This window comes from Salmonella sp. SA15303 (assembly GCF_029962125.1).
Taxonomy (GTDB): Bacteria; Pseudomonadota; Gammaproteobacteria; order Enterobacterales; family Enterobacteriaceae; genus Salmonella; species Salmonella enterica.
The window spans coordinates 1,965,591-1,983,164 of sequence record NZ_CP123924.1; the positions used below are offsets into that span (position 1 = coordinate 1,965,591).

Genomic DNA, 17,574 nt, shown 5'->3' on the forward strand with positions numbered 1-17,574 from the left:
GGTTTTTCATAACATTTTAGGGTGTAAAACGTGTAACGGTGAATAACGATGGCTGCGTTATCGCGTGTAGCGCCGAGGCGAAACAGCTCGGTATCGCACCAGGTGAGCCATACTTCAAACAGAAAGAACGCTTCCGGCGATCCGGTGTTGTTTGCTTCAGCAGTAATTACGAGCTTTACGCTGATATGTCGAACCGGGTAATGACCACACTCGAGGAGATGGTGCCGCGGGTAGAAATTTACAGCATTGATGAGGCCTTTTGTGATCTGACGGGGGTACGAAACTGCCGGGATCTGACAGATTTCGGGCGCGAGATAAGAGCGACGGTCCTGAAGCGCACGCACCTGACTGTCGGTGTAGGCATTGCCCAGACGAAAACCCTTGCCAAGCTGGCTAACCATGCTGCGAAAAAGTGGCAGCGCCAGACCGACGGGGTGGTTGACTTGTCGAACATCGATCGCCAGCGTCGGCTGCTGGCCCTGATACCCGTGGAGGATGTCTGGGGTGTCGGCAGGCGCATCAGTAAGAAGCTCAATGCCCTGGGCATCAAGACTGCTCTCGATCTCTCTGAACAAAGTACCTGGATCATCAGGAAACACTTCAATGTCGTGCTGGAGCGTACCGTGAGAGAGCTTCGCGGAGAGCCATGTCTGGAGCTCGAAGAGTTTGCGCCGGCAAAGCAGGAAATCGTTTGTAGTCGCTCTTTCGGCGAGCGGGTCACAGACTATGAGGAAATGCGCCAGGCTGTTTACAGCTACGCTGCGCGCGCGGCAGAAAAACTCCGCGGCGAGCACCAGTACTGCCGTTTCATTTCAACATTCGTCAAAACATCACCCTTTGCCCTGAACGAGCCCTACTACGGTAACAGCGCCGCGGTGACGCTTCTCACCCCCACGCAGGATTCACGTGACATTATCAATGCGGCTGTGAAATGCCTGGATAAAATATGGCGCGACGGCCATCGCTACCAGAAAGCGGGGGTGATGCTGGGTGACTTCTTCAGTCAGGGCGTAGCGCAACTCAACCTTTTCGACGATAACGCGCCGCGCGCCGGTAGTGCGAAGTTGATGGAAGTACTGGACCATCTTAACGCAAAAGACGGGAAGGGGACGCTGTACTTCGCCGGGCAGGGGATGTCGCAACAGTGGGCTATGAAGCGAGAAATGCTTTCGCCTCGGTACACCACAAGATACTCTGATCTACTGCGTGTTAAGTAACTTGTGCGATCAATGCCTGAGATGGTTGCCAAATCATCCCCGTTCTCTAACCGGTTTTGGTCGCACAAGATCACAGGAACCTCTCACGATGAGGCGCATGTATCCTGGTTTACGACATCAGAAAATGTGGCGCGTTTATTGCCCGGCAGGCGTTGTGAGACGTCACTTATTTACGCCAGGTTTCAGCCGTAGCGACAGGCATGAATAAAAAGAGTATGGCAATCAGCGTGATAATGCTAAAAAACAATTAATATTTTTTTAACAAAACTAAAGCTTGCTATGTTCAGTTAACCATGCGTTAATGGTTGTGCGGTTTGATACAAACTTATCTGAAGTAGTGATTGTAATATTTCTCATCATTTGTTCCTCTTGAGATCTCCTTTAGGTTTTTTTCTCTCTGATAATTTTCTTCAGGCCATTTTGCCCAAGGGCTCATTCGAAAGGTAACAATATTATGACGACGAAAATCACTGGTTTAGTAAAATGGTTTAACCCTGAAAAGGGCTTTGGTTTCATTACGCCTAAAGATGGCAGCAAAGATGTGTTTGTGCATTTTTCAGCCATTCAAAGTAATGAATTCCGCACTCTGAATGAAAATCAGGAAGTGGAGTTTTCAGTAGAGCAGGGACCAAAAGGTCCATCAGCGGTCAACGTTGTGGCGCTTTAAGGCAACTGATATTACTAATAAAATTCACTTCCGGTGTCCATGTTGCCATGGTTCACAATACAGAACATCGACATTCGATGTTACTGAGCAAAACCCGTTTGGCGCGAAATGTATTTTTTGTAAGTCAACCATGATCACTTTTGATAATGTTGGATTATACATTCGCTCAGGGCAGGTTCCGCCAGATTTTAGAAAATAATTCATATTAGCTCCGTACAGGAGCTTTTTTATGCCCGGATGATTATCATCTATAGACGCTGACATCCATCATCTATAGTGGCATTTTCCTTTCCCCAAAAGTGTTATTTCTCTTGCAGACAGCGCCTGAAAAAAGCGATGTTGTCTTCATCTATCCGATGAAACCAGGTCAACCTGTCTTTGCGCCGTTATCCGTTATTTAATTCTTACCCTATAATAACAAGCCCGCGCTAAGCACGGGCTTGAATAACATAAAGCGTCTTAGAACTGGTAGACCAGACCAACACCTACGATATCATCGGTTGCAATACCGTTGTTTGCGTAGAAGTCATCATCTTCGTCCAGCAGGTTGATTTTATAATCAACGTAGGTGGACATATTTTTGTTGAAGTAGTAAGTCATACCAACGTCAACATATTTAACCAGATCTTTGTCGGTGTAACGATAGTTACCACGGCTATCCATATCCTGGCCGCCTAAATCTTTGCCCTTAGACTGCAAGTAGGCGATGGACGGACGCAGACCGAAATCGAACTGATACTGTGCAACCACTTCAAAGTTCTGGGTTTTGTTAGCGATACCGCCATCACCGCCATCGCCGCCGCCATAATAGGTCATGTTGCGGGTTTCAGCGTACATGGCCGCCAGGTATACGTTATAGGCGTCATATTTGACACCTACGGTCCAGGCTTCGGCAGTTTCACCGCCGGCATAGCTATTGCCATAGTAATGATGGCCATCACCACGCCCACTAGCAACCTGATTGTCCGTACGGTCAGAGGAAGAGTAGGCCGCACCCAGGCTTAACCCGAAGTCAAAGTCGTAGGAGGTAGACATACCGAAACCGTCGCCGTTTTCACGGGCCAGTTTGCGAGTACCACTATCTGCATCGCTGCCGTTGGCTGTTCCTTCGCCTGCGCCAGGATCTTCATTATTACCCTGGTACTGCAACGCGAAGTTCAGGCCTTCCACCAGACCGAAGAAGTCGGTATTACGGTAGGTAGCAACGCCGTTGGTTCTGCCCAGCATATAGACATCGGTCTGGGTATAAGTGTCACCGCCGAATTCCGGCAGCGCATCGGTCCAGGCTTCAATGTCGTAGATAACACCATAGTTACGGCCATAATCGAAAGAGCCGTACTCGCCGAATTTCAGACCGGCAAAGCCCAGACGAGTCCAGGAGTTTGCACCTTCGCCTTCGGTGGTGTTTACCTTAATGTTGTATTCCCACTGACCATAGCCGGTCAGCATATCGTTAATCTGCGTTTCGCCTTTAAAGCCAAAACGGGCGTAGGACTGGTCGCCGTCGTCGCCTGCATTGTCAGAGAAGTAACGCAGACCATCAACTTTGCCGTACAGGTCGAGTTTGTTGCCATTTTTATTATAAACTTCAGCCGCATTTGCTGCGCCTGCCACTAATAACGCCGGGACAAGCAGTGCCAGAACTTTTCTGTTCATTATGTATTCCCTTATGATAATAATTTATATGAATATGTAGCCACTTCAACAAAACTACAAATTGATACTATTCTATGAAGTTCATGGAATTTAAAAAATAACATGTAACAAAGGTATTTAAAATATTTCAATTTGTTTCTGTTTGGTTTTTTATAATACAGACTATATAAGTAACTAAGAATATATATTCTATAATTATCATTTTTTATCAATGGGTTATGTTTTTTGATTTGATGGTTGTTGGTGTGAATATAATTTGTTTTTTATATGTATTTGATGCTTTGATTATGAAAAAACATAAAAAAAACCGGCATAAATGCCGGTAATGTGGGTAATGATAAAATAAATGATAAAAGGCTAATAACCGAATCATTCTGACACTTAATGCTGATAAAATAAAACGCTATCGCGGTGCGTAAAAATAAGTTGTTCTGGTTATAGGTTATTCTGCATCAGAGTGCGATTCAATCACCATTCCCTTATTTAACAGCAGGTTCAGCGCCAGACGTAACATTAACTGAGAATAAACTATTTGTGGAATGAATAGCCAGAACAGGTGGATGAGGTATTCCATAGTCGAAATGTGATTAATATCACATTATAATGTAATTAATGTCATATGACTTACATCACAAAAGCGGAGTAAAGTTTGAGTACCAGGGAGGACAACGCCACCCGTAGCATGGGCGGCAAATTAGCGTTATGGGTTTTTTATACCTTTTGCGGCTACTTCATCTGGGCGATGGCGCGTTGCGTGTGGCTGATGTCCGCCATACAAACCGAGCCGGTTCTCGGCCCAATCAGCACTCCTGGCAGCGCAACGGAAAAATGGCTTAACGCGCTTTCGCTGGGCGTCGTCTGGCTTATTCTGGGGAGTATTGCCTGGTATACCCGGCCTCGCAAAAACAGGGCTTATCCCGCCGACACTAAGCCAGAAACGCGCAAGTAAGCAGGGATGTAAAGTGGTGGCGGATATGTCAGGATAGCGAACCCTGTGCTCAGGCATGTAATAAAAATGGTCTGCTATAAAGAGAGGGCGTATGGACTCAGGATACTGGCAATCGCAGTTTGAAGACTGGCTACGTCACCACCATCAGGAACAGGATGCCGCCCATGACATCTTCCATTTTCGTCGTGTTTGGGCAACCGCGCAAACGCTGGGGGAAAACAGTCCTGTCGACTGGCTGGTGGTGCTATCGGCATGTTATTTCCATGACATCGTCAGCCTGGCGAAAAATCATCCGCAGCGGCATCGTTCTTCCATTCTGGCGGCGGCAGAAACCCGGCGTATTTTTCTGCGGGATTTTCCTGACTTTCCGGCAGAAAAACTGGCGGGCATTTGTCATGCTATCGAAGCGCATAGCTTCAGCGCAAAAATTGCGCCTACCACGCCAGAGGCAAAAATCGTGCAGGATGCAGACAGGCTGGAGGCGTTGGGCGCCATTGGTCTGGCGCGGGTCTTCGCGGTCTCCGGCGCGCTGGGCGTCGCGTTATTTGATGCCGACGATCCCTTTGCCGACAGACGGCCTCTTAACGATAAGCAATTCGCGCTCGACCATTTTCAAACCAAACTGCTGAAACTGCCGCTGACGATGCAGACCGAACGGGGCAAGTACCTGGCGCAGCGTAATGCGGATTTTCTGGTGTCGTACATGGCGAAACTGAGCGCTGAGCTGAAAGGCGACTATGAAACACGGGATGATGCGGTCATCCAGATGTTTGCTACGCATCAGTAACCCCTGTCGCTGAAACGTAAACCGCGTCATTTTATGTTAGTCTGTCGGCAATTATTTTTGGCCGGTTAAATGTATGCAGGAAAATATTTCAGTAACACACGCCCGGAACCTCATCGCCGACGACGCCGGAAGCGAGCTCCAGGCGATGCTGAGTCAATTGCTGGAAATCTACGATGTTAAAACGCTGGTGGCGCACCTTAACGGCCTGGGCGAACAGCACTGGAGCCCGGCCATCTTCAAGCGCGTAATGATGAACGCGGCATGGCATCGCTTGAGCGACAATGAACTCACCTGTCTTAAAACAGAGTTGCCGACGCCGCCAGCGCATCATCCACATTACGCCTTTCGTTTTATCGATCTCTTCGCGGGCATCGGCGGTATTCGCCGCGGATTTGAAGCGATAGGCGGACAGTGCGTGTTTACCAGCGAATGGAATAAGCACGCGGTACGGACATATAAAGCGAACTATTTTTGCGATCCGCTGCAACATCGCTTTAATGAAGATATCCGCGATATCACATTGAGCCACCGGGAAGGGGTCAGCGATGATGAGGCGGCGGAACACATTCGCCAGCATATTCCGCAACATGATGTCCTGCTGGCGGGCTTTCCCTGTCAGCCATTTTCTCTGGCGGGCGTTTCCAAGAAAAATGCGCTGGGCCGCGCCCACGGCTTTGCCTGCGAGACTCAGGGGACGTTATTTTTTGATGTCGTAAGAATTATCGACGCCCGCCGCCCCGCGCTGTTTGTGCTGGAAAACGTGAAAAACCTTAAAAGTCACGACCAGGGCAACACCTTCCGCATTATTATGCAAACGCTTGATGAACTGGGATATGACGTGGCGGATGCCGCTGACAATGGCCCGGACGATCCGAAAATTATCGACGGGCAGCACTTTCTTCCTCAGCATCGGGAACGTATTGTGTTGGTGGGATTCCGTCGCGATTTAAACCTGAAAACCGATTTTACGTTACGCAATATCGCCCGTTGTTATCCACCGCGCCGTCCGACGCTGGCAGAACTGCTGGAGCCCGTCGTCGAAGCCAAATATATCCTGACGCCGGTGCTGTGGAAATATTTATATCGCTACGCGAAAAAGCACCAGGCGCGGGGAAACGGTTTTGGCTATGGCATGGTTTATCCTGACAATCCGGAAAGTGTGGCGCGCACGTTATCTGCTCGCTACTACAAAGATGGTGCCGAAATTCTGATCGATCGTGGTTGGGATATGGCGAAAGGCGAAGTGAATTTCGACGATGCTGGCAACCAACAACATCGTCCCCGCCGACTCACGCCGAGAGAGTGCGCGCGTTTAATGGGATTTGAGGCGCCGCAAACGTACCAGTTCAGGATACCTGTCTCGGATACGCAGGCCTATCGCCAGTTTGGCAACTCCGTGGTGGTGCCGGTATTTGCTGCGGTAGCAAAGCTGTTGGAACCCAAAATTCACCAGGCGGTGACGTTGCGTCAGAGAGAGACGGTAGATGGCGGACGTTCACGATAAAGCCACGCGCAGTAAAAATATGCGCGCGATAGCGACCCGCGATACGGCTATTGAAAAACGTCTTGCTGGCCTGTTAAGCGCACAGGGGATTACGTTTCATACTCAGGACGCGACATTACCGGGCAAGCCGGACTTTGTGGTGAATAATTATGATTGTGTGATTTTTACTCACGGCTGCTTTTGGCATCATCACCACTGTTATCTGTTCAAAGTGCCGGCCACGCGAACGGCTTTCTGGCTGGAAAAAATCGGTAAGAACGTTGAGCGCGATGAGCGCGATATTCAGCGTTTACAGGCGCTTGGCTGGCGGGTACTGATCGTCTGGGAGTGCGCCTTGCGCGGGCGAGCGAAATTGAGCGACGCGGCGTTGGCGGAGCGCCTGGAAGAGTGGATCTGCGGCGGCGGCGCCAGCGCGCAGATCGACACCCAGGGGATTCATCTACTGGCGTGAATCTTCCGTTTTACACGGCGTGACCACCGCCTTGACAGGAAACAGGTACTTACCCAGAGTCACCAGCACTACGGCAAACACAATCACACCCAGCGCGGCCCATTCAACGGGCGATAACCTCTCACCGCCCAGGCCAGTGCCAAGTAACACGGCGACAACCGGATTCACATAGGCGTAGCTGGTCGCCAGCGCCGGACTGACGTTGCGAATCAGGTACATATAGGCATTAATGGCGATAATAGAACCGAACAACGCCAGGTAGCCGACGGCCATAAACCCCGATAAACCAGGCAGCGTGGCGAGCTTCTCGCCGGAAAGAAACGCCGCGCAAAGCAATACCACGCCCGCCGCCAGCATTTCAATCGCACCCGCCATCATGCCCACAGGCAGGGCGATGCGCGAGCCGTAAACGGAACCAAATGCCCAGCTCATCGAACCTATCAGGATCAAAATCGCGCCCCACGGATTGCCGCTTAAGTTGCCGCCGCTGTTCAGCAGAATAATCCCGGCAAGTCCAATGGCAATCCCCACCCATTCTAATTTGCGCGTTTTAATACCAAAAAAGTAGCTAAAGCACAGCGTAAATAGCGGGACAGTGGCGACCACGACGGCAGCAATGCCCGATGGCACGTTTTGATGCTCCGCCACCGTCACCAGACCGTTACCCACCGCCAGCAGCAGTAGACCAATCAGCGCGGCGTTGATGGTCTGGCGCAGCGGCGGAAGTTTTTCGCCGCGCAACAGCAAAAACGCCATGAGCAACATCCCCGCCGAGAGAAAACGTACGCCTGCCATCATCAGCGGCGGCCAGCTTTCAACGCCTATGCGGATAACAAAATAGGTAGACCCCCAAATGATGTACAAGGCAAAAAGCGCGCCAAAAAGAGGTAATAACTGCCGGAAACGCATAATCACTCACGGTGAAATAAAAAGGGTGAATATAGTAAACGTCAAAATTATTATGCTGGCGAGCATTATAATTGTCCTTTTGGAATAAAAAGGCGTTGACCCGCGCCGCCGGTTTCGGCATTGCGCGTTTTGCTACATACTTAACGTCTTAGAAGAAAAGACCGAGGAAATCATTTTGGCAGGAAGTAGCTTACTGACATTACTCGACGATATCGCCACGCTGCTGGACGATATTTCGGTAATGGGCAAATTGGCCGCGAAAAAAACCGCGGGCGTACTGGGGGATGACCTGTCGCTCAATGCGCAGCAGGTGACCGGCGTTCGCGCTAATCGCGAGCTGCCGGTGGTATGGAGCGTGGCGAAAGGATCATTAATCAACAAGGTTATTCTGGTGCCGTTGGCGCTGTTGATAAGCGCATTTATCCCGTGGGCCATTACGCCTTTATTAATGTTAGGCGGCGCGTTTCTCTGCTTTGAAGGGGTAGAAAAAGTCCTGCATACCTTTGAGGCGCGAAAACACAAAGAAGACCCGGCGGAGCGGCAAAAACGTCTTGAGGCGCTGGCTGCGCAAAACCCTTTGGCCTTTGAAAAAGATAAAGTAAAAGGGGCGGTCCGTACCGATTTCATTCTGTCCGCTGAAATTGTGGCCATTACCCTGGGGATTGTCGCGCAGGCGCCGCTGCTTAATCAGGTGTTGGTACTGGCGGGGATTGCGTTGGTTGTGACCATTGGCGTGTATGGCCTGGTGGGTATTATTGTCAAACTGGATGATATGGGGTACTGGCTGGCGGAAAAGCGTAGCGTGCTGGCGCAGGGCGTCGGTAAAGGATTACTGATTATCGCGCCCTGGTTAATGAAAGCATTATCCATTGTCGGTACGCTGGCGATGTTTCTGGTTGGCGGCGGAATTGTCGTACACGGTATTGCGCCGCTACACCATGCCATTGAACATTTTGCGCAGCAGCAGGGGGCTTTCATGGCGCATACGATCCCTGCGGGGCTGAATCTGGTGCTCGGCTTTATTATCGGCGCCATTGTGGTGGCGCTGGTGAAAGGTGTGGCGAAAATTCGCGGTGTTTCGCACTGATTTTCTACAATGAATTATGCAAAATTGTCCATCCTCGTCTAAGGTGAAAGCGTTTCATCTGATACAGGAGGCAGGTATGGTCTTTTCTGTCAGTGAGGAAGTTACCGTGAAAGAGGGTGGGCCCCGGATGATCGTCACCGGTTATTCCAGCGGAATGGTAGAGTGTCGCTGGTATGATGGTTTTGGCGTAAAGCGGGAGGCATTCCATGAGAATGAGCTCGTGCCAGGCAAGGAAAGGCGCGTGCGGGACGAAGCCCGATGACAAAACGCCCGGTTAATGCCGGGCGTTTTGCTGTGGAGAAAAAGAGTCGTCGCGCTGCGACATGCTGCTACCTGGTTATGCCAGGATTGAGTGGTATCCCTTGATGAGGTCTGGCTACCGTAAGCCATCAGGGGGAGTTGTATCAATAACCAGGAGTTACCAGGGTGCCGCACGAAACACTGTTAGACAATCAAGGCTGGTTTAAAAAGCTGGCGCGGCGTTTTGGTCCCGGTCATGTCGTCAACACCTGTTTTCTGATCGTGATGCTGTTCTCGACGCTACTTACCTGGCGGGAAGTGATGATACTGAAAGACGCGTATGTCGCCAGTCAGCGCAATCATCTGGGGAGCGTCGCGAATGTCCTTGACCGCCAACTGCAATTCAACATGGACAGGTTGATCTTTTTACGCAACGGTATGCATGAAGCGCTGGTGGCGCCGCTGGCTTTTTCCGCATTGCAAAGCGCGGTGACGCAGTTTGAGCAACGACGCGTCAGACATTTCTGGCAATTGGAGTTGGATAAGCGGCGGACATTGCCGTTATATGGCGTTTCCGATCAATTTGTCGCCCGGACGACGCTTCTTTCGCGGGAGAGTCGTGACCTGGCAAATGAATTAACCGCCACGCTGGAGTTAGGGTATCTGGCGCGTCTGGCGCGCTCATCAGCCATGCTGGCGCTGGAGACGATGTATGTTTCTCGCTCAGGGTTTTACCTCTCAACTCTCCCTACGGCGTACGGTAGCGATATTGTCTCCCGTTACTATCAGTACGTGACTCAGCCATGGTTTATCGAGCAAAGCCAACGGCGTAACTCACAGCGCGGCGTGCGGTGGTTTACCTCCGCACAGCCCTATGTTACTGACGAGCAGAAAAAAGTGACAGCCAGTCTACCGCTGGATCACGATAATTACTGGTATGGCGTACTGGCAATGGATATTCCCGTCGCGTCATTACAGCGGTTCCTGCGCGATGCGGCCGAAAAGGATATTGAAGGGGAATATCAGCTATACGATAACCATCTCCGTTTGTTGACGGACTCCGCGCCGGAACAACAAACCGCGAATACGTTAAATGACCGTGAGCGCGCCTTACTGGCGCGTGAAATAGAAAAAGATACCCTGGGCGGGCTGCGTTTAGGAACGCATTATGTAAGCTGGGAGCGGCTGGATCATTTTGATGGCATCCTGCTGCGCGTGCATACATTACGTGAAGGCATACAAGGGAATTTTGGCAGCATTAGTATCGCGCTGACGCTGTTATGGGTGCTTTTTACGGCGATGCTGTTGATCTCCTGGGGCGTTATTCGACATATGGTCAAAAACATGTTTGTTCTGCAAAATTCGCTGCAATGGCAGGCATGGCACGATCCGCTGACCCGGCTATATAACCGTGGCGCGCTGTTTGAAAAAGCGTCCAGGCTGGCAAAGCGCTACCGGGAAGCCCGCCAGCCATTTTCTGTGATACAGCTGGATTTAGATTATTTTAAAAGCGTTAACGATCGCTTTGGTCATCAGGCAGGCGATCGCGTGTTGTCCCATGCCGCTGGGCTCATTGGCAGCACCATTCGAGCGCACGACATCGCCGGACGGGTAGGGGGCGAAGAGTTTTGTATCGTGCTGCCCGGCGCGACGAAAGCGCAGGCGCTGCAGATTGCCGAACGCATACGCCAGCGCATTAATGACAAAGAGATTCTGGTGACGAAAAGCACGACGCTTCGTATCAGCGCGTCAATGGGGATCAGTAGCGCGGAGGAATACGGCGACTATGATTTTGAGCAGTTGCAGTCGCTGGCCGACAAACGGCTTTATTACGCCAAACAGTCCGGACGTAACCGTATTTGCGCCAGCGACGCGACTCAGGAGCGGGAAAAGAAATAGTCCATTCCTTCGCGCCAGCCATCCGGCCCTTCGTTCTGGCTACGGTAGACGCGCTGAGGATCGTCGTTACGCAAATGTACGCCCTCCCGGTTTAGCCCTTTAACGACAACCGCATAATCCATCACATCCAGTAAGGGCGCATCATTGGGGCCGTCTCCTAGCCCCAACGTCAGAGGACGCGCGCGCCACTGCCGACGATATGCTTCAATCAGCCAATTGGCAGCCTGATCTTTACCGGCGGAGGCGTCCAGCACATGCCAGAAACGGGCGCCATGGACAAATTGCAGTCCCAGGTCATTTAAACGGGCGACAAACTGCGCCATGCGTTCATCGCTATCGCGCCAGATCAGCGACACCGACGCTTCATGCAGACGGGTTAGGGCAGACTGTGCCCGGTTTAGGCCCGTCCATTCGCTTATCACCTGATCGTCAACGTCATCAAACGTGGTGAACTTAAACTGTTCCTTTTCACGCAACTTATGCAGGACGAGGCGGATTTCGTTGTGAGAAATACCGGCTATCAGACGGGGATAGTTGGGATGGTCTTCCCAATGAACGTCCAGTTGGATCACTGCGCCGTTTTCCGCAATCAGCGGCAGTCCCTGTAGATTTAACGTCGTCTGGAGCTGGAGCATTTCAGCCGCGGTTTTACTGCTACAGAGGATCACGGGCACGCCGCTTTCATGCAGGCGTGTAAGCCAGGGGGCCGCGGGCTGCCACTCAAAAGTGTGGCTGTTCAGCAATGTGCCGTCCAGATCGGTAAAAATCAGCAAGGGGTCATGGATTGAGAGCATTTTTTCCTCATTTTCCGTTGCAACGGCGGGCTTATTTCCAGGAAAAGTCCTAAAGCACACCCGAAAGAAGTCGAACGCTAACTGGAACCGATCCCGTCGCTTCCAGGCAGCACATGCGTTGTCACACTTTTGCTACCGAACTATTAGCGTGCTTAATCATTCATGTAAAAAATATTTACTTGTCATGCAAAAAAATTGCAGATAAGGTAAATCTCACATCAGATTTCCTGGTGTAACGAATTTTCAAGTGCTTCTTGCATAAGCAAGTTTGATCCCGACCCGTAGGGCCGGGATTTTTTTCGGCCATTTTTAACGGTTTACTTCTGTTACACTAAAATCATGAATATCCAGCTCGAATGCTTCAGCTAATTCATGCCATGTATGATATTCCCGTCCGTCTACGCTCACCCGCTCAGGATCTTCCTGGCTACGGTGAACCTCGCTTTCGCTGATTTCATTGATGGCCGCCAGTAGCGCATCTACATCGACGCTCACTTCGCGCTTGGCCGTATCACTGTACTCTTTTGCCGTTTTCATCTTCACCACCTCACGGGTTCCTGACAGCCTAAGTATAGACCGTTGAGAAAACCAGCAAACACGCCGGCAAGGCGCTGTCAGACGCAGAAAATTGTTCTACACTGGCACAAAGCGACAGGAGGAAAATGATGAAGGTGAATGATCGGGTAACCGTTAAAACGGACGGCGGTCCCCGCCGACCGGGCGTGGTACTGGCAGTGGAAGAATTTAGTGAAGGCACAATGTACCTGGTTTCGCTGGAGGATTACCCGCTCGGCATCTGGTTCTTCAATGAGTCAGGTCACCAGGATGGTATTTTTGTCGAGAAGGCGGAGCAGGACTAATTGAGCCGGACTGGAGGTACATTGCCAGTCCGGATGTCTCAGCGCATGTTAACAAAAATGCCGTTAGTGACGTTATCTGTCAGCCGTACTACGTGATAGATCACTTGTTTATTATGCGTTTTTATCTTTCTTTTTATATTCCCCTTATGGGAGGATACTGTTTTTGCTTTAATATTCATTCTGTCAGAAATCTGAATGGTTCCCTGACCTTCCATCCACATTCGCAACATGCTGGATTCAGTTCGACTTAACGATAATGTTGGTAAATTTATGGTTCCTGAAATACCCGACTCTTTTTTCAGAATATCGCCAAGAAGGGTATCCAGCGAGTCAGGTTTAATCGATTTCGAGCTAATCAATAAGTTTTTTCTTACTAATAAATATTCATCAAAATGCACATTAGCAATTGCCATAAAAACAATAAATAACGTGTCAGGATGTTGATTAATGATTTGCTTTATTTGTTGACTGTCTGAAGGCGTATGAATGAAACAGTCCTCATTAATAAACACCACCGAAGGCTGATGCGCGCCACAAGCGATAGCGAGTTCGTCAACGGTTTCGATGTCGTTGATTTCCCTTTTTTTCACCCCTCTGCTGACCAGATACCCGCTTAACCCTAGCCGGGTGTAACTGCACAAATCCATAATAATCGTTGACATGGCATACCCTCACTCAATGCGTAACGATAATTCCCCTTACCTGAATAACTCACCATAATCAGACGGAACACGAATAGTCACCTTAGACAACGCTTACGCGGTTTTTCAGGCGAACTTACTATCCCGTAAAGTTACATATAATTTGCCAGGAATCATCTTAAAGTAAAGTGAATGTTGCGTTATGTGAGTGAAGTAAAAACAAATAAGGGGCAGTGGATATATCCTGGTGAATGTTTTTTAAAATTTATTTTCGGATAAACCTTAGTAAAACAGGATAAAAATTATGGGTTATTATTTATCGGCATCTCGCTAACAATATCAGCAAGCAAATTGAAAATTTCGCTGAATAAATGTTCGCAAAACGGCGCAATTAATGGCATTAGCGCGGCCATCAGCATAATGCCGACGGTGAGGGTAAGCGGGAAACCGATAACAAATATCGAGAGCTGCGGCGCCATGCGGTTTAATAGCCCCAGCGCCAGGTTGAGCGTAAGCAGGAGGGTAATGACCGGCAATGCCAGCATCAGTCCGTTTAAGAAAATGAGCCCTCCGGCCCTGGCGAGCGCCATAAATGCATTACTGTTCACCGGGTTACTACCGATGGGCAGGGTGTGGAAGGTATCGACCAGCAGCGAAATAAGCCACAAATGGCCATTAAAGGTGAGAAACAGTAGCATGGCGAGCATATCCATAATACGCGCCAGAACCGGCATATTCAGGTGGCTGCCCGGGTCGACGAAGGTGGCAAAGGAAAGCCCCATTTGCAGACCGATAAACTCACCTGCGGTACGCACCGCCGCAAAGGCGAATTGCATGGTAAATCCCAGCGCAATACCGATCAGAATTTGTTGCATCGCCAGCCATAAGGCGGCAATAGAAAAAAGCGGCGTATCGTTTGCCGGTAGCGACGGCGCGATAACAAGGGTAATCATTATTCCCAACCCCAGTTTTACCCGCTTGGGAATAGCGCGCTCGCTGAGAATGGGCGCCGTTGAAATCAGCGCCAGTACGCGCAGCAAAGGCCAGAAATAGAGATGCAGCCAGTATAGCCATTGCTCGCTTGTAACCTGGATCATCGTTCTGTTTATCCGATGATATAAGGTAAATTGCTGAACAGAGTGCGCACGTAATCCAGCAGCAGGTTGAGCATCCACGGGCCGGCAACGATAATTGCGATGAATACCGCGACGATTTTAGGGATAAACGACAGCGTCATTTCATTAATCTGAGTCGCGGCCTGCAAGATGCTGATAATGAGGCCGGTAATCAGCGCGACGAGTAACAGCGGCGCAGCCAGGGCGAGAGCGACTTTCATCGCCTCGGTGCCCATCATCATGACGGATTCAGGAGTCATTTTGCGCCTCTAACTGTAAAAGCTTTGGGCCAGCGACCCCATAAGCAATTGCCAACCATCGACCAGCACAAACAGCATCAGCTTAAACGGTAGGGCGATTGTCGCTGGCGGCACCATCATCATCCCCAACGCCATCAATACGCTGGCGATCACCAGGTCGATAATCAAAAAAGGGATGAAAATCGTAAAACCGATCTGAAACGCCGTCTTTAATTCGCTGGTGACATAAGCGGGCAGGAGGATACGCATCGGTACTGCTTCCGGTCCCTGTAACGGACCGCTATTGGCCAGACGGGCAAACAGCGCCAGATCGGCTTCGCGGGTTTGGCGCAGCATGAACGCGCGTAACGGTTGCGCGCCTTTATCCAGCGCTTCCTGCATAGAAATTTTCTGCTCGCTAAACGGCTGGTAAGCATCCACGTAAATCTTGTCAATGACGGGCGACATAATAAAAAAGGTCAAAAACAACGCCAGCCCGAGTAACACCTGATTTGGCGGTGCCGAGGGCGTGCCCAGCGCGTTACGCAACAGGCCAAAAACAATGATGATACGCGTGAAGCTCGTCATCATCAGTAAAATCGCCGGCAGAAACGTCAGCGAGGTGATGAAAACCAGCGTCTGGACGGATAATGACCAGCTTTGGCCTCCGCCCGCTAATGGTTGGCTGATAAGCCCCGGCAGTTGCGCAGCGGCGGCGGGACTAAAAAGCCACAGACCCGCCAGAGAAAGGAATAACAAACGGCGCATCAGGATCTCCCGGAACGCTTGAGTAAGCTCTTCATCATGTTCTGGAAATCCGCCGGTGGGGCAACGGGTGCTTCCGTGTCATTCTCCGCGGGCGGCAGGGTGTGCAGCAGGTTGATCTGCGAGGCGGTCACGCCCAGTACCAGGCGCGCATTTTCGACCTCGACAATCACCACGCGTTCGCGCGGGCCAAGCGAGGCGCTGGCTGACACCTTCAGTCCCCGGACGCTATTTCCTTTTGGCGCGAATCCCATACGCTTAATCACCCAGGCCGCCGCCAGAATGAGCGCAATAATGCCAATTAATGCGCCGCTCACCTGCATGAGCGGCGATCCGGCTGGCGCGGTGGGCTGAGAAACCGTGGCTTCTGTCTTCATCATTAACGACTCAAACGACGCATACGCTCGGATGGCGTAATAATATCAGTGATACGTACGCCGTATTTATCCGCCACGACGACCACTTCACCCTGGGCAATCAGGTAGCCATTAATCAGGATATCCAGCGGCTCGCCCGCCAGCCCGTCCAGCGCGACGACCGACCCCTGCGTCAGACGCAGCAGTTCTTTAATGGTCATTCGCGTGCGGCCCAGCTCTACGGTCAGTTTGACCGGGATATCCATAATCAGATCGATATCCTGCATAGCACCGCTGACATCGCCGCCGCCAAGCTGTTGGAAAACCGCGTCGGCGGCGCTTTTAGTGGTGGTCGCTTTTTGCTCGTTTAACGCGTCAGCCCACAGATCATCCAATGCGCCAGTATTCTCATCGGACGGATTATTCATGTCACTCATTTGGGCTGTTCCTCATTCAGCGAATTCAAAATTGGGTTGATCAAATGTTCTACGCGTAGCGCATACTGTCCGTTTACGGTGCCATATTGGCTGGTGAGTACCGGAACGCCGTCCACATGAGCAATAATGCGGTCGGGTTTTTCAATCGGCAGTACATCGCCGGGTTTCAGCTTCAAAATCTGGGAAAGACGTAACGGAATATCGGCAAAATTGGCCACCAGCTCCAGTTCAGAGTGCTGAACCTGGCGCACCAGGTTATCACGCCAGTTCTGATCTTCATGGCGCGAGTTTTCCAGCGGCGGATTCACCAGCAGCTCACGCAGCGGCTCGATCATGCTAAATGGCAGACAGATGTTAAATTCACCGGTCAGATTGCCGATCTCCACATGAAACGGCGTATTGACGACGATATCGTTCGGCGAGGTGGTGATATTGGTAAATTTCACCTGCATTTCGGAACGCACATACTCCACTTCCAGCGGATTAATGGCTTTCCATGCGTCGCTATAGCCTTCCAGCGCCAGTTTCAGCATACGGTTGATGACACGCTGTTCCGTATGGGTAAACTCGCGGCCCTCGACTTTGGTCGGAAAACGGCCGTCGCCGCCGAACAGGTTATCGACGGCAATAAACACCAGACTCGGCGAGAACACCACCAGCCCGGTGCCGCGTAGCGGCTTCAGGTGGATCAGGTTCAGGTTGGTCGGTACCGGCAGGTTACGCGCAAATTCGTGATACGGCTGAATACGTATGGCACCCACGGTAATATCCGGGCTGCGGCGCAGCAGGTTAAATAATCCCATCCGGAACTGGCGTGCGAAACGCTCGTTAATAATCTCCAGCGCCTGCAAGCGTTCACGCACGACGCGACGCTGGGTATTGGGATCGTAAGGGCGAATATCGCTATCGCTTGCGATACCGGGAGTGGGTTCGTCTTTGGTGTCGCTGTCGCCGTTCAACAGCGCATCGATTTCAGCCTGAGAAAGAATACTATCGCCCAT

The 17,574-nt window shown here is 50.8% G+C and carries 21 protein-coding genes and 1 pseudogene; 11 read left to right on the forward strand and 11 right to left on the reverse strand.

The annotated features are described in order from the left end of the window. Positions 1-32: 32 nt before the first annotated feature. The 3 genes and pseudogenes from QEN31_RS09480 to ymcF form a co-directional block, all read left to right on the forward strand. Positions 33-1,217, forward strand: a pseudogene (locus QEN31_RS09480) (Y-family DNA polymerase); the annotation flags it as partial. 454 nt (positions 1,218-1,671) lie between these two features. Continuing rightward, a complete protein-coding gene (gene cspE / locus QEN31_RS09485; RefSeq protein ID WP_000208509.1) occupies positions 1,672-1,884 on the forward strand; it encodes a transcription antiterminator/RNA stability regulator CspE in 213 nt (70 codons plus the stop codon). Positions 1,885-1,894: 10 nt separating this feature from the next. After that, entirely contained in the window at positions 1,895-2,083 is a 189-nt protein-coding gene (gene ymcF, locus QEN31_RS09490; RefSeq protein WP_024131109.1) for a cold shock small protein YmcF, read from the forward strand. 260 nt (positions 2,084-2,343) lie between these two features. On the opposite strand, the gene ompS1 is transcribed toward ymcF, so the two are convergent. Then, complete coding sequence (gene ompS1, locus QEN31_RS09495) at positions 2,344-3,540, reverse strand: porin OmpS1 (protein ID WP_001080680.1); 1,197 nt, start codon at positions 3,538-3,540, stop codon at positions 2,344-2,346. Positions 3,541-4,189: 649 nt separating this feature from the next. Here ompS1 and drpB point away from each other — a divergent pair. The 4 genes from drpB to QEN31_RS09515 all read left to right on the forward strand — a co-directional run bounded on the left by drpB (position 4,190) and on the right by QEN31_RS09515 (position 7,231). After that, complete coding sequence (drpB, locus tag QEN31_RS09500; RefSeq protein ID WP_000107430.1) at positions 4,190-4,489, forward strand: cell division protein DrpB; 300 nt, start codon at positions 4,190-4,192, stop codon at positions 4,487-4,489. Positions 4,490-4,580: 91 nt separating this feature from the next. Continuing rightward, a complete protein-coding gene (locus QEN31_RS09505) occupies positions 4,581-5,276 on the forward strand; it encodes a phosphohydrolase (RefSeq protein WP_000377041.1) in 696 nt (231 codons plus the stop codon). A 73-nt stretch (positions 5,277-5,349) separates the two neighbouring features. Next, positions 5,350-6,780, forward strand: a complete 1,431-nt coding sequence (locus tag QEN31_RS09510; RefSeq protein ID WP_001157322.1) for a DNA cytosine methyltransferase — start codon at positions 5,350-5,352, stop codon at positions 6,778-6,780. Continuing rightward, positions 6,761-7,231, forward strand: a complete 471-nt coding sequence (locus tag QEN31_RS09515; RefSeq protein WP_099949653.1) for a very short patch repair endonuclease — start codon at positions 6,761-6,763, stop codon at positions 7,229-7,231. The genes QEN31_RS09510 and QEN31_RS09515 overlap by 20 nt, the downstream gene beginning before the upstream one ends. Here the strand turns inward: QEN31_RS09515 and yedA are convergent. Next, entirely contained in the window at positions 7,220-8,140 is a 921-nt protein-coding gene (gene yedA / locus QEN31_RS09520) for a drug/metabolite exporter YedA (protein WP_001212264.1), read from the reverse strand. The two genes, QEN31_RS09515 and yedA, sit on opposite strands and share 12 nt — an antisense overlap. Positions 8,141-8,309: 169 nt before the next feature. Here yedA and QEN31_RS09525 point away from each other — a divergent pair, with 169 nt between their 5' ends. The 3 genes from QEN31_RS09525 to dgcQ all read left to right on the forward strand — a co-directional run bounded on the left by QEN31_RS09525 (position 8,310) and on the right by dgcQ (position 11,366). Further along, positions 8,310-9,227 (forward strand): DUF808 domain-containing protein, encoded by a 918-nt coding sequence (locus QEN31_RS09525; RefSeq protein ID WP_085983315.1) that lies wholly within the window; start codon positions 8,310-8,312, stop codon positions 9,225-9,227. 76 nt (positions 9,228-9,303) lie between these two features. Further along, a complete protein-coding gene (locus QEN31_RS09530) occupies positions 9,304-9,489 on the forward strand; it encodes a YodC family protein (protein WP_000232161.1) in 186 nt (61 codons plus the stop codon). 164 nt (positions 9,490-9,653) lie between these two features. Continuing rightward, positions 9,654-11,366 carry a cellulose biosynthesis regulator diguanylate cyclase DgcQ gene (gene dgcQ, locus QEN31_RS09535; RefSeq protein ID WP_001119822.1) on the forward strand — a complete coding sequence of 571 codons (1,713 nt, stop codon included), beginning with the start codon at positions 9,654-9,656 and terminating at the stop codon, positions 11,364-11,366. Here dgcQ and QEN31_RS09540 read toward each other — a convergent pair. Together QEN31_RS09540 and yodD are read right to left on the reverse strand one after the other, a co-directional pair. Further along, on the reverse strand, positions 11,345-12,160 hold the full coding sequence (locus QEN31_RS09540) for a mannosyl-3-phosphoglycerate phosphatase-related protein (RefSeq protein WP_000948794.1): 816 nt from the start codon (positions 12,158-12,160) through the stop codon (positions 11,345-11,347). The genes dgcQ and QEN31_RS09540 overlap by 22 nt on opposite strands. A 309-nt stretch (positions 12,161-12,469) precedes the next feature. After that, positions 12,470-12,697: a YodD family peroxide/acid resistance protein gene (yodD, locus tag QEN31_RS09545; RefSeq protein ID WP_000844798.1), complete on the reverse strand. Its 228-nt coding sequence runs from the start codon at positions 12,695-12,697 to the stop codon at positions 12,470-12,472. A gap of 128 nt (positions 12,698-12,825) precedes the next feature. Here yodD and dsrB point away from each other — a divergent pair, with 128 nt between their 5' ends. Then, positions 12,826-13,020 carry a protein DsrB gene (gene dsrB, locus QEN31_RS09550; RefSeq protein WP_000867218.1) on the forward strand — a complete coding sequence of 65 codons (195 nt, stop codon included), beginning with the start codon at positions 12,826-12,828 and terminating at the stop codon, positions 13,018-13,020. Positions 13,021-13,058: 38 nt separating this feature from the next. Here dsrB and rcsA read toward each other — a convergent pair whose 3' ends face one another. The 7 genes from rcsA to fliM all read right to left on the reverse strand — a co-directional run bounded on the left by rcsA (position 13,059) and on the right by fliM (position 17,574). Beyond that, positions 13,059-13,682, reverse strand: a complete 624-nt coding sequence (rcsA, locus tag QEN31_RS09555; protein ID WP_000103974.1) for a transcriptional regulator RcsA — start codon at positions 13,680-13,682, stop codon at positions 13,059-13,061. 281 nt (positions 13,683-13,963) lie between these two features. After that, complete coding sequence (gene fliR, locus QEN31_RS09560; protein WP_000616953.1) at positions 13,964-14,758, reverse strand: flagellar biosynthetic protein FliR; 795 nt, start codon at positions 14,756-14,758, stop codon at positions 13,964-13,966. A gap of 8 nt (positions 14,759-14,766) precedes the next feature. After that, positions 14,767-15,036, reverse strand: coding sequence for a flagellar biosynthesis protein FliQ (fliQ, locus tag QEN31_RS09565; RefSeq protein WP_000187355.1), 270 nt, complete (start codon positions 15,034-15,036; stop codon positions 14,767-14,769). A gap of 9 nt (positions 15,037-15,045) precedes the next feature. Beyond that, entirely contained in the window at positions 15,046-15,783 is a 738-nt protein-coding gene (fliP, locus tag QEN31_RS09570; RefSeq protein WP_001253410.1) for a flagellar type III secretion system pore protein FliP, read from the reverse strand. After that, positions 15,783-16,160 (reverse strand): flagellar biosynthetic protein FliO, encoded by a 378-nt coding sequence (fliO, locus tag QEN31_RS09575; protein WP_000978276.1) that lies wholly within the window; start codon positions 16,158-16,160, stop codon positions 15,783-15,785. Before fliO ends, fliP begins: the two co-directional genes overlap by 1 nt. Beyond that, positions 16,160-16,573 (reverse strand): flagellar motor switch protein FliN, encoded by a 414-nt coding sequence (gene fliN / locus QEN31_RS09580; RefSeq protein ID WP_001282115.1) that lies wholly within the window; start codon positions 16,571-16,573, stop codon positions 16,160-16,162. The genes fliO and fliN overlap by 1 nt, the downstream gene beginning before the upstream one ends. Next, positions 16,570-17,574, reverse strand: a complete 1,005-nt coding sequence (fliM, locus tag QEN31_RS09585) for a flagellar motor switch protein FliM (protein ID WP_000502811.1) — start codon at positions 17,572-17,574, stop codon at positions 16,570-16,572. Before fliM ends, fliN begins: the two co-directional genes overlap by 4 nt.

What these genes read in the sequence shown, in the direction of transcription:
- cspE (WP_000208509.1), top strand. Translation starts at nt 1,672, where the DNA reads ATGACGACGAAAATCACTGGTTTAGTAAAATGGTTTAACCCTGAAAAG.
- ompS1 (WP_001080680.1), bottom strand. Translation starts at nt 3,540, where the DNA reads ATGAACAGAAAAGTTCTGGCACTGCTTGTCCCGGCGTTATTAGTGGCA.
- QEN31_RS09505 (WP_000377041.1), top strand. Translation starts at nt 4,581, where the DNA reads ATGGACTCAGGATACTGGCAATCGCAGTTTGAAGACTGGCTACGTCAC.
- QEN31_RS09510 (WP_001157322.1), top strand. Translation starts at nt 5,350, where the DNA reads ATGCAGGAAAATATTTCAGTAACACACGCCCGGAACCTCATCGCCGAC.
- QEN31_RS09515 (WP_099949653.1), top strand. Translation starts at nt 6,761, where the DNA reads ATGGCGGACGTTCACGATAAAGCCACGCGCAGTAAAAATATGCGCGCG.
- yedA (WP_001212264.1), bottom strand. Translation starts at nt 8,140, where the DNA reads ATGCGTTTCCGGCAGTTATTACCTCTTTTTGGCGCGCTTTTTGCCTTG.
- QEN31_RS09530 (WP_000232161.1), top strand. Translation starts at nt 9,304, where the DNA reads ATGGTCTTTTCTGTCAGTGAGGAAGTTACCGTGAAAGAGGGTGGGCCC.
- QEN31_RS09540 (WP_000948794.1), bottom strand. Translation starts at nt 12,160, where the DNA reads ATGCTCTCAATCCATGACCCCTTGCTGATTTTTACCGATCTGGACGGC.
- yodD (WP_000844798.1), bottom strand. Translation starts at nt 12,697, where the DNA reads ATGAAAACGGCAAAAGAGTACAGTGATACGGCCAAGCGCGAAGTGAGC.
- dsrB (WP_000867218.1), top strand. Translation starts at nt 12,826, where the DNA reads ATGAAGGTGAATGATCGGGTAACCGTTAAAACGGACGGCGGTCCCCGC.
- rcsA (WP_000103974.1), bottom strand. Translation starts at nt 13,682, where the DNA reads ATGTCAACGATTATTATGGATTTGTGCAGTTACACCCGGCTAGGGTTA.
- fliR (WP_000616953.1), bottom strand. Translation starts at nt 14,758, where the DNA reads ATGATCCAGGTTACAAGCGAGCAATGGCTATACTGGCTGCATCTCTAT.
- fliQ (WP_000187355.1), bottom strand. Translation starts at nt 15,036, where the DNA reads ATGACTCCTGAATCCGTCATGATGATGGGCACCGAGGCGATGAAAGTC.
- fliP (WP_001253410.1), bottom strand. Translation starts at nt 15,783, where the DNA reads ATGCGCCGTTTGTTATTCCTTTCTCTGGCGGGTCTGTGGCTTTTTAGT.
- fliO (WP_000978276.1), bottom strand. Translation starts at nt 16,160, where the DNA reads ATGATGAAGACAGAAGCCACGGTTTCTCAGCCCACCGCGCCAGCCGGA.
- fliN (WP_001282115.1), bottom strand. Translation starts at nt 16,573, where the DNA reads ATGAGTGACATGAATAATCCGTCCGATGAGAATACTGGCGCATTGGAT.
- fliM (WP_000502811.1), bottom strand. Translation starts at nt 17,574, where the DNA reads ATGGGCGATAGTATTCTTTCTCAGGCTGAAATCGATGCGCTGTTGAAC.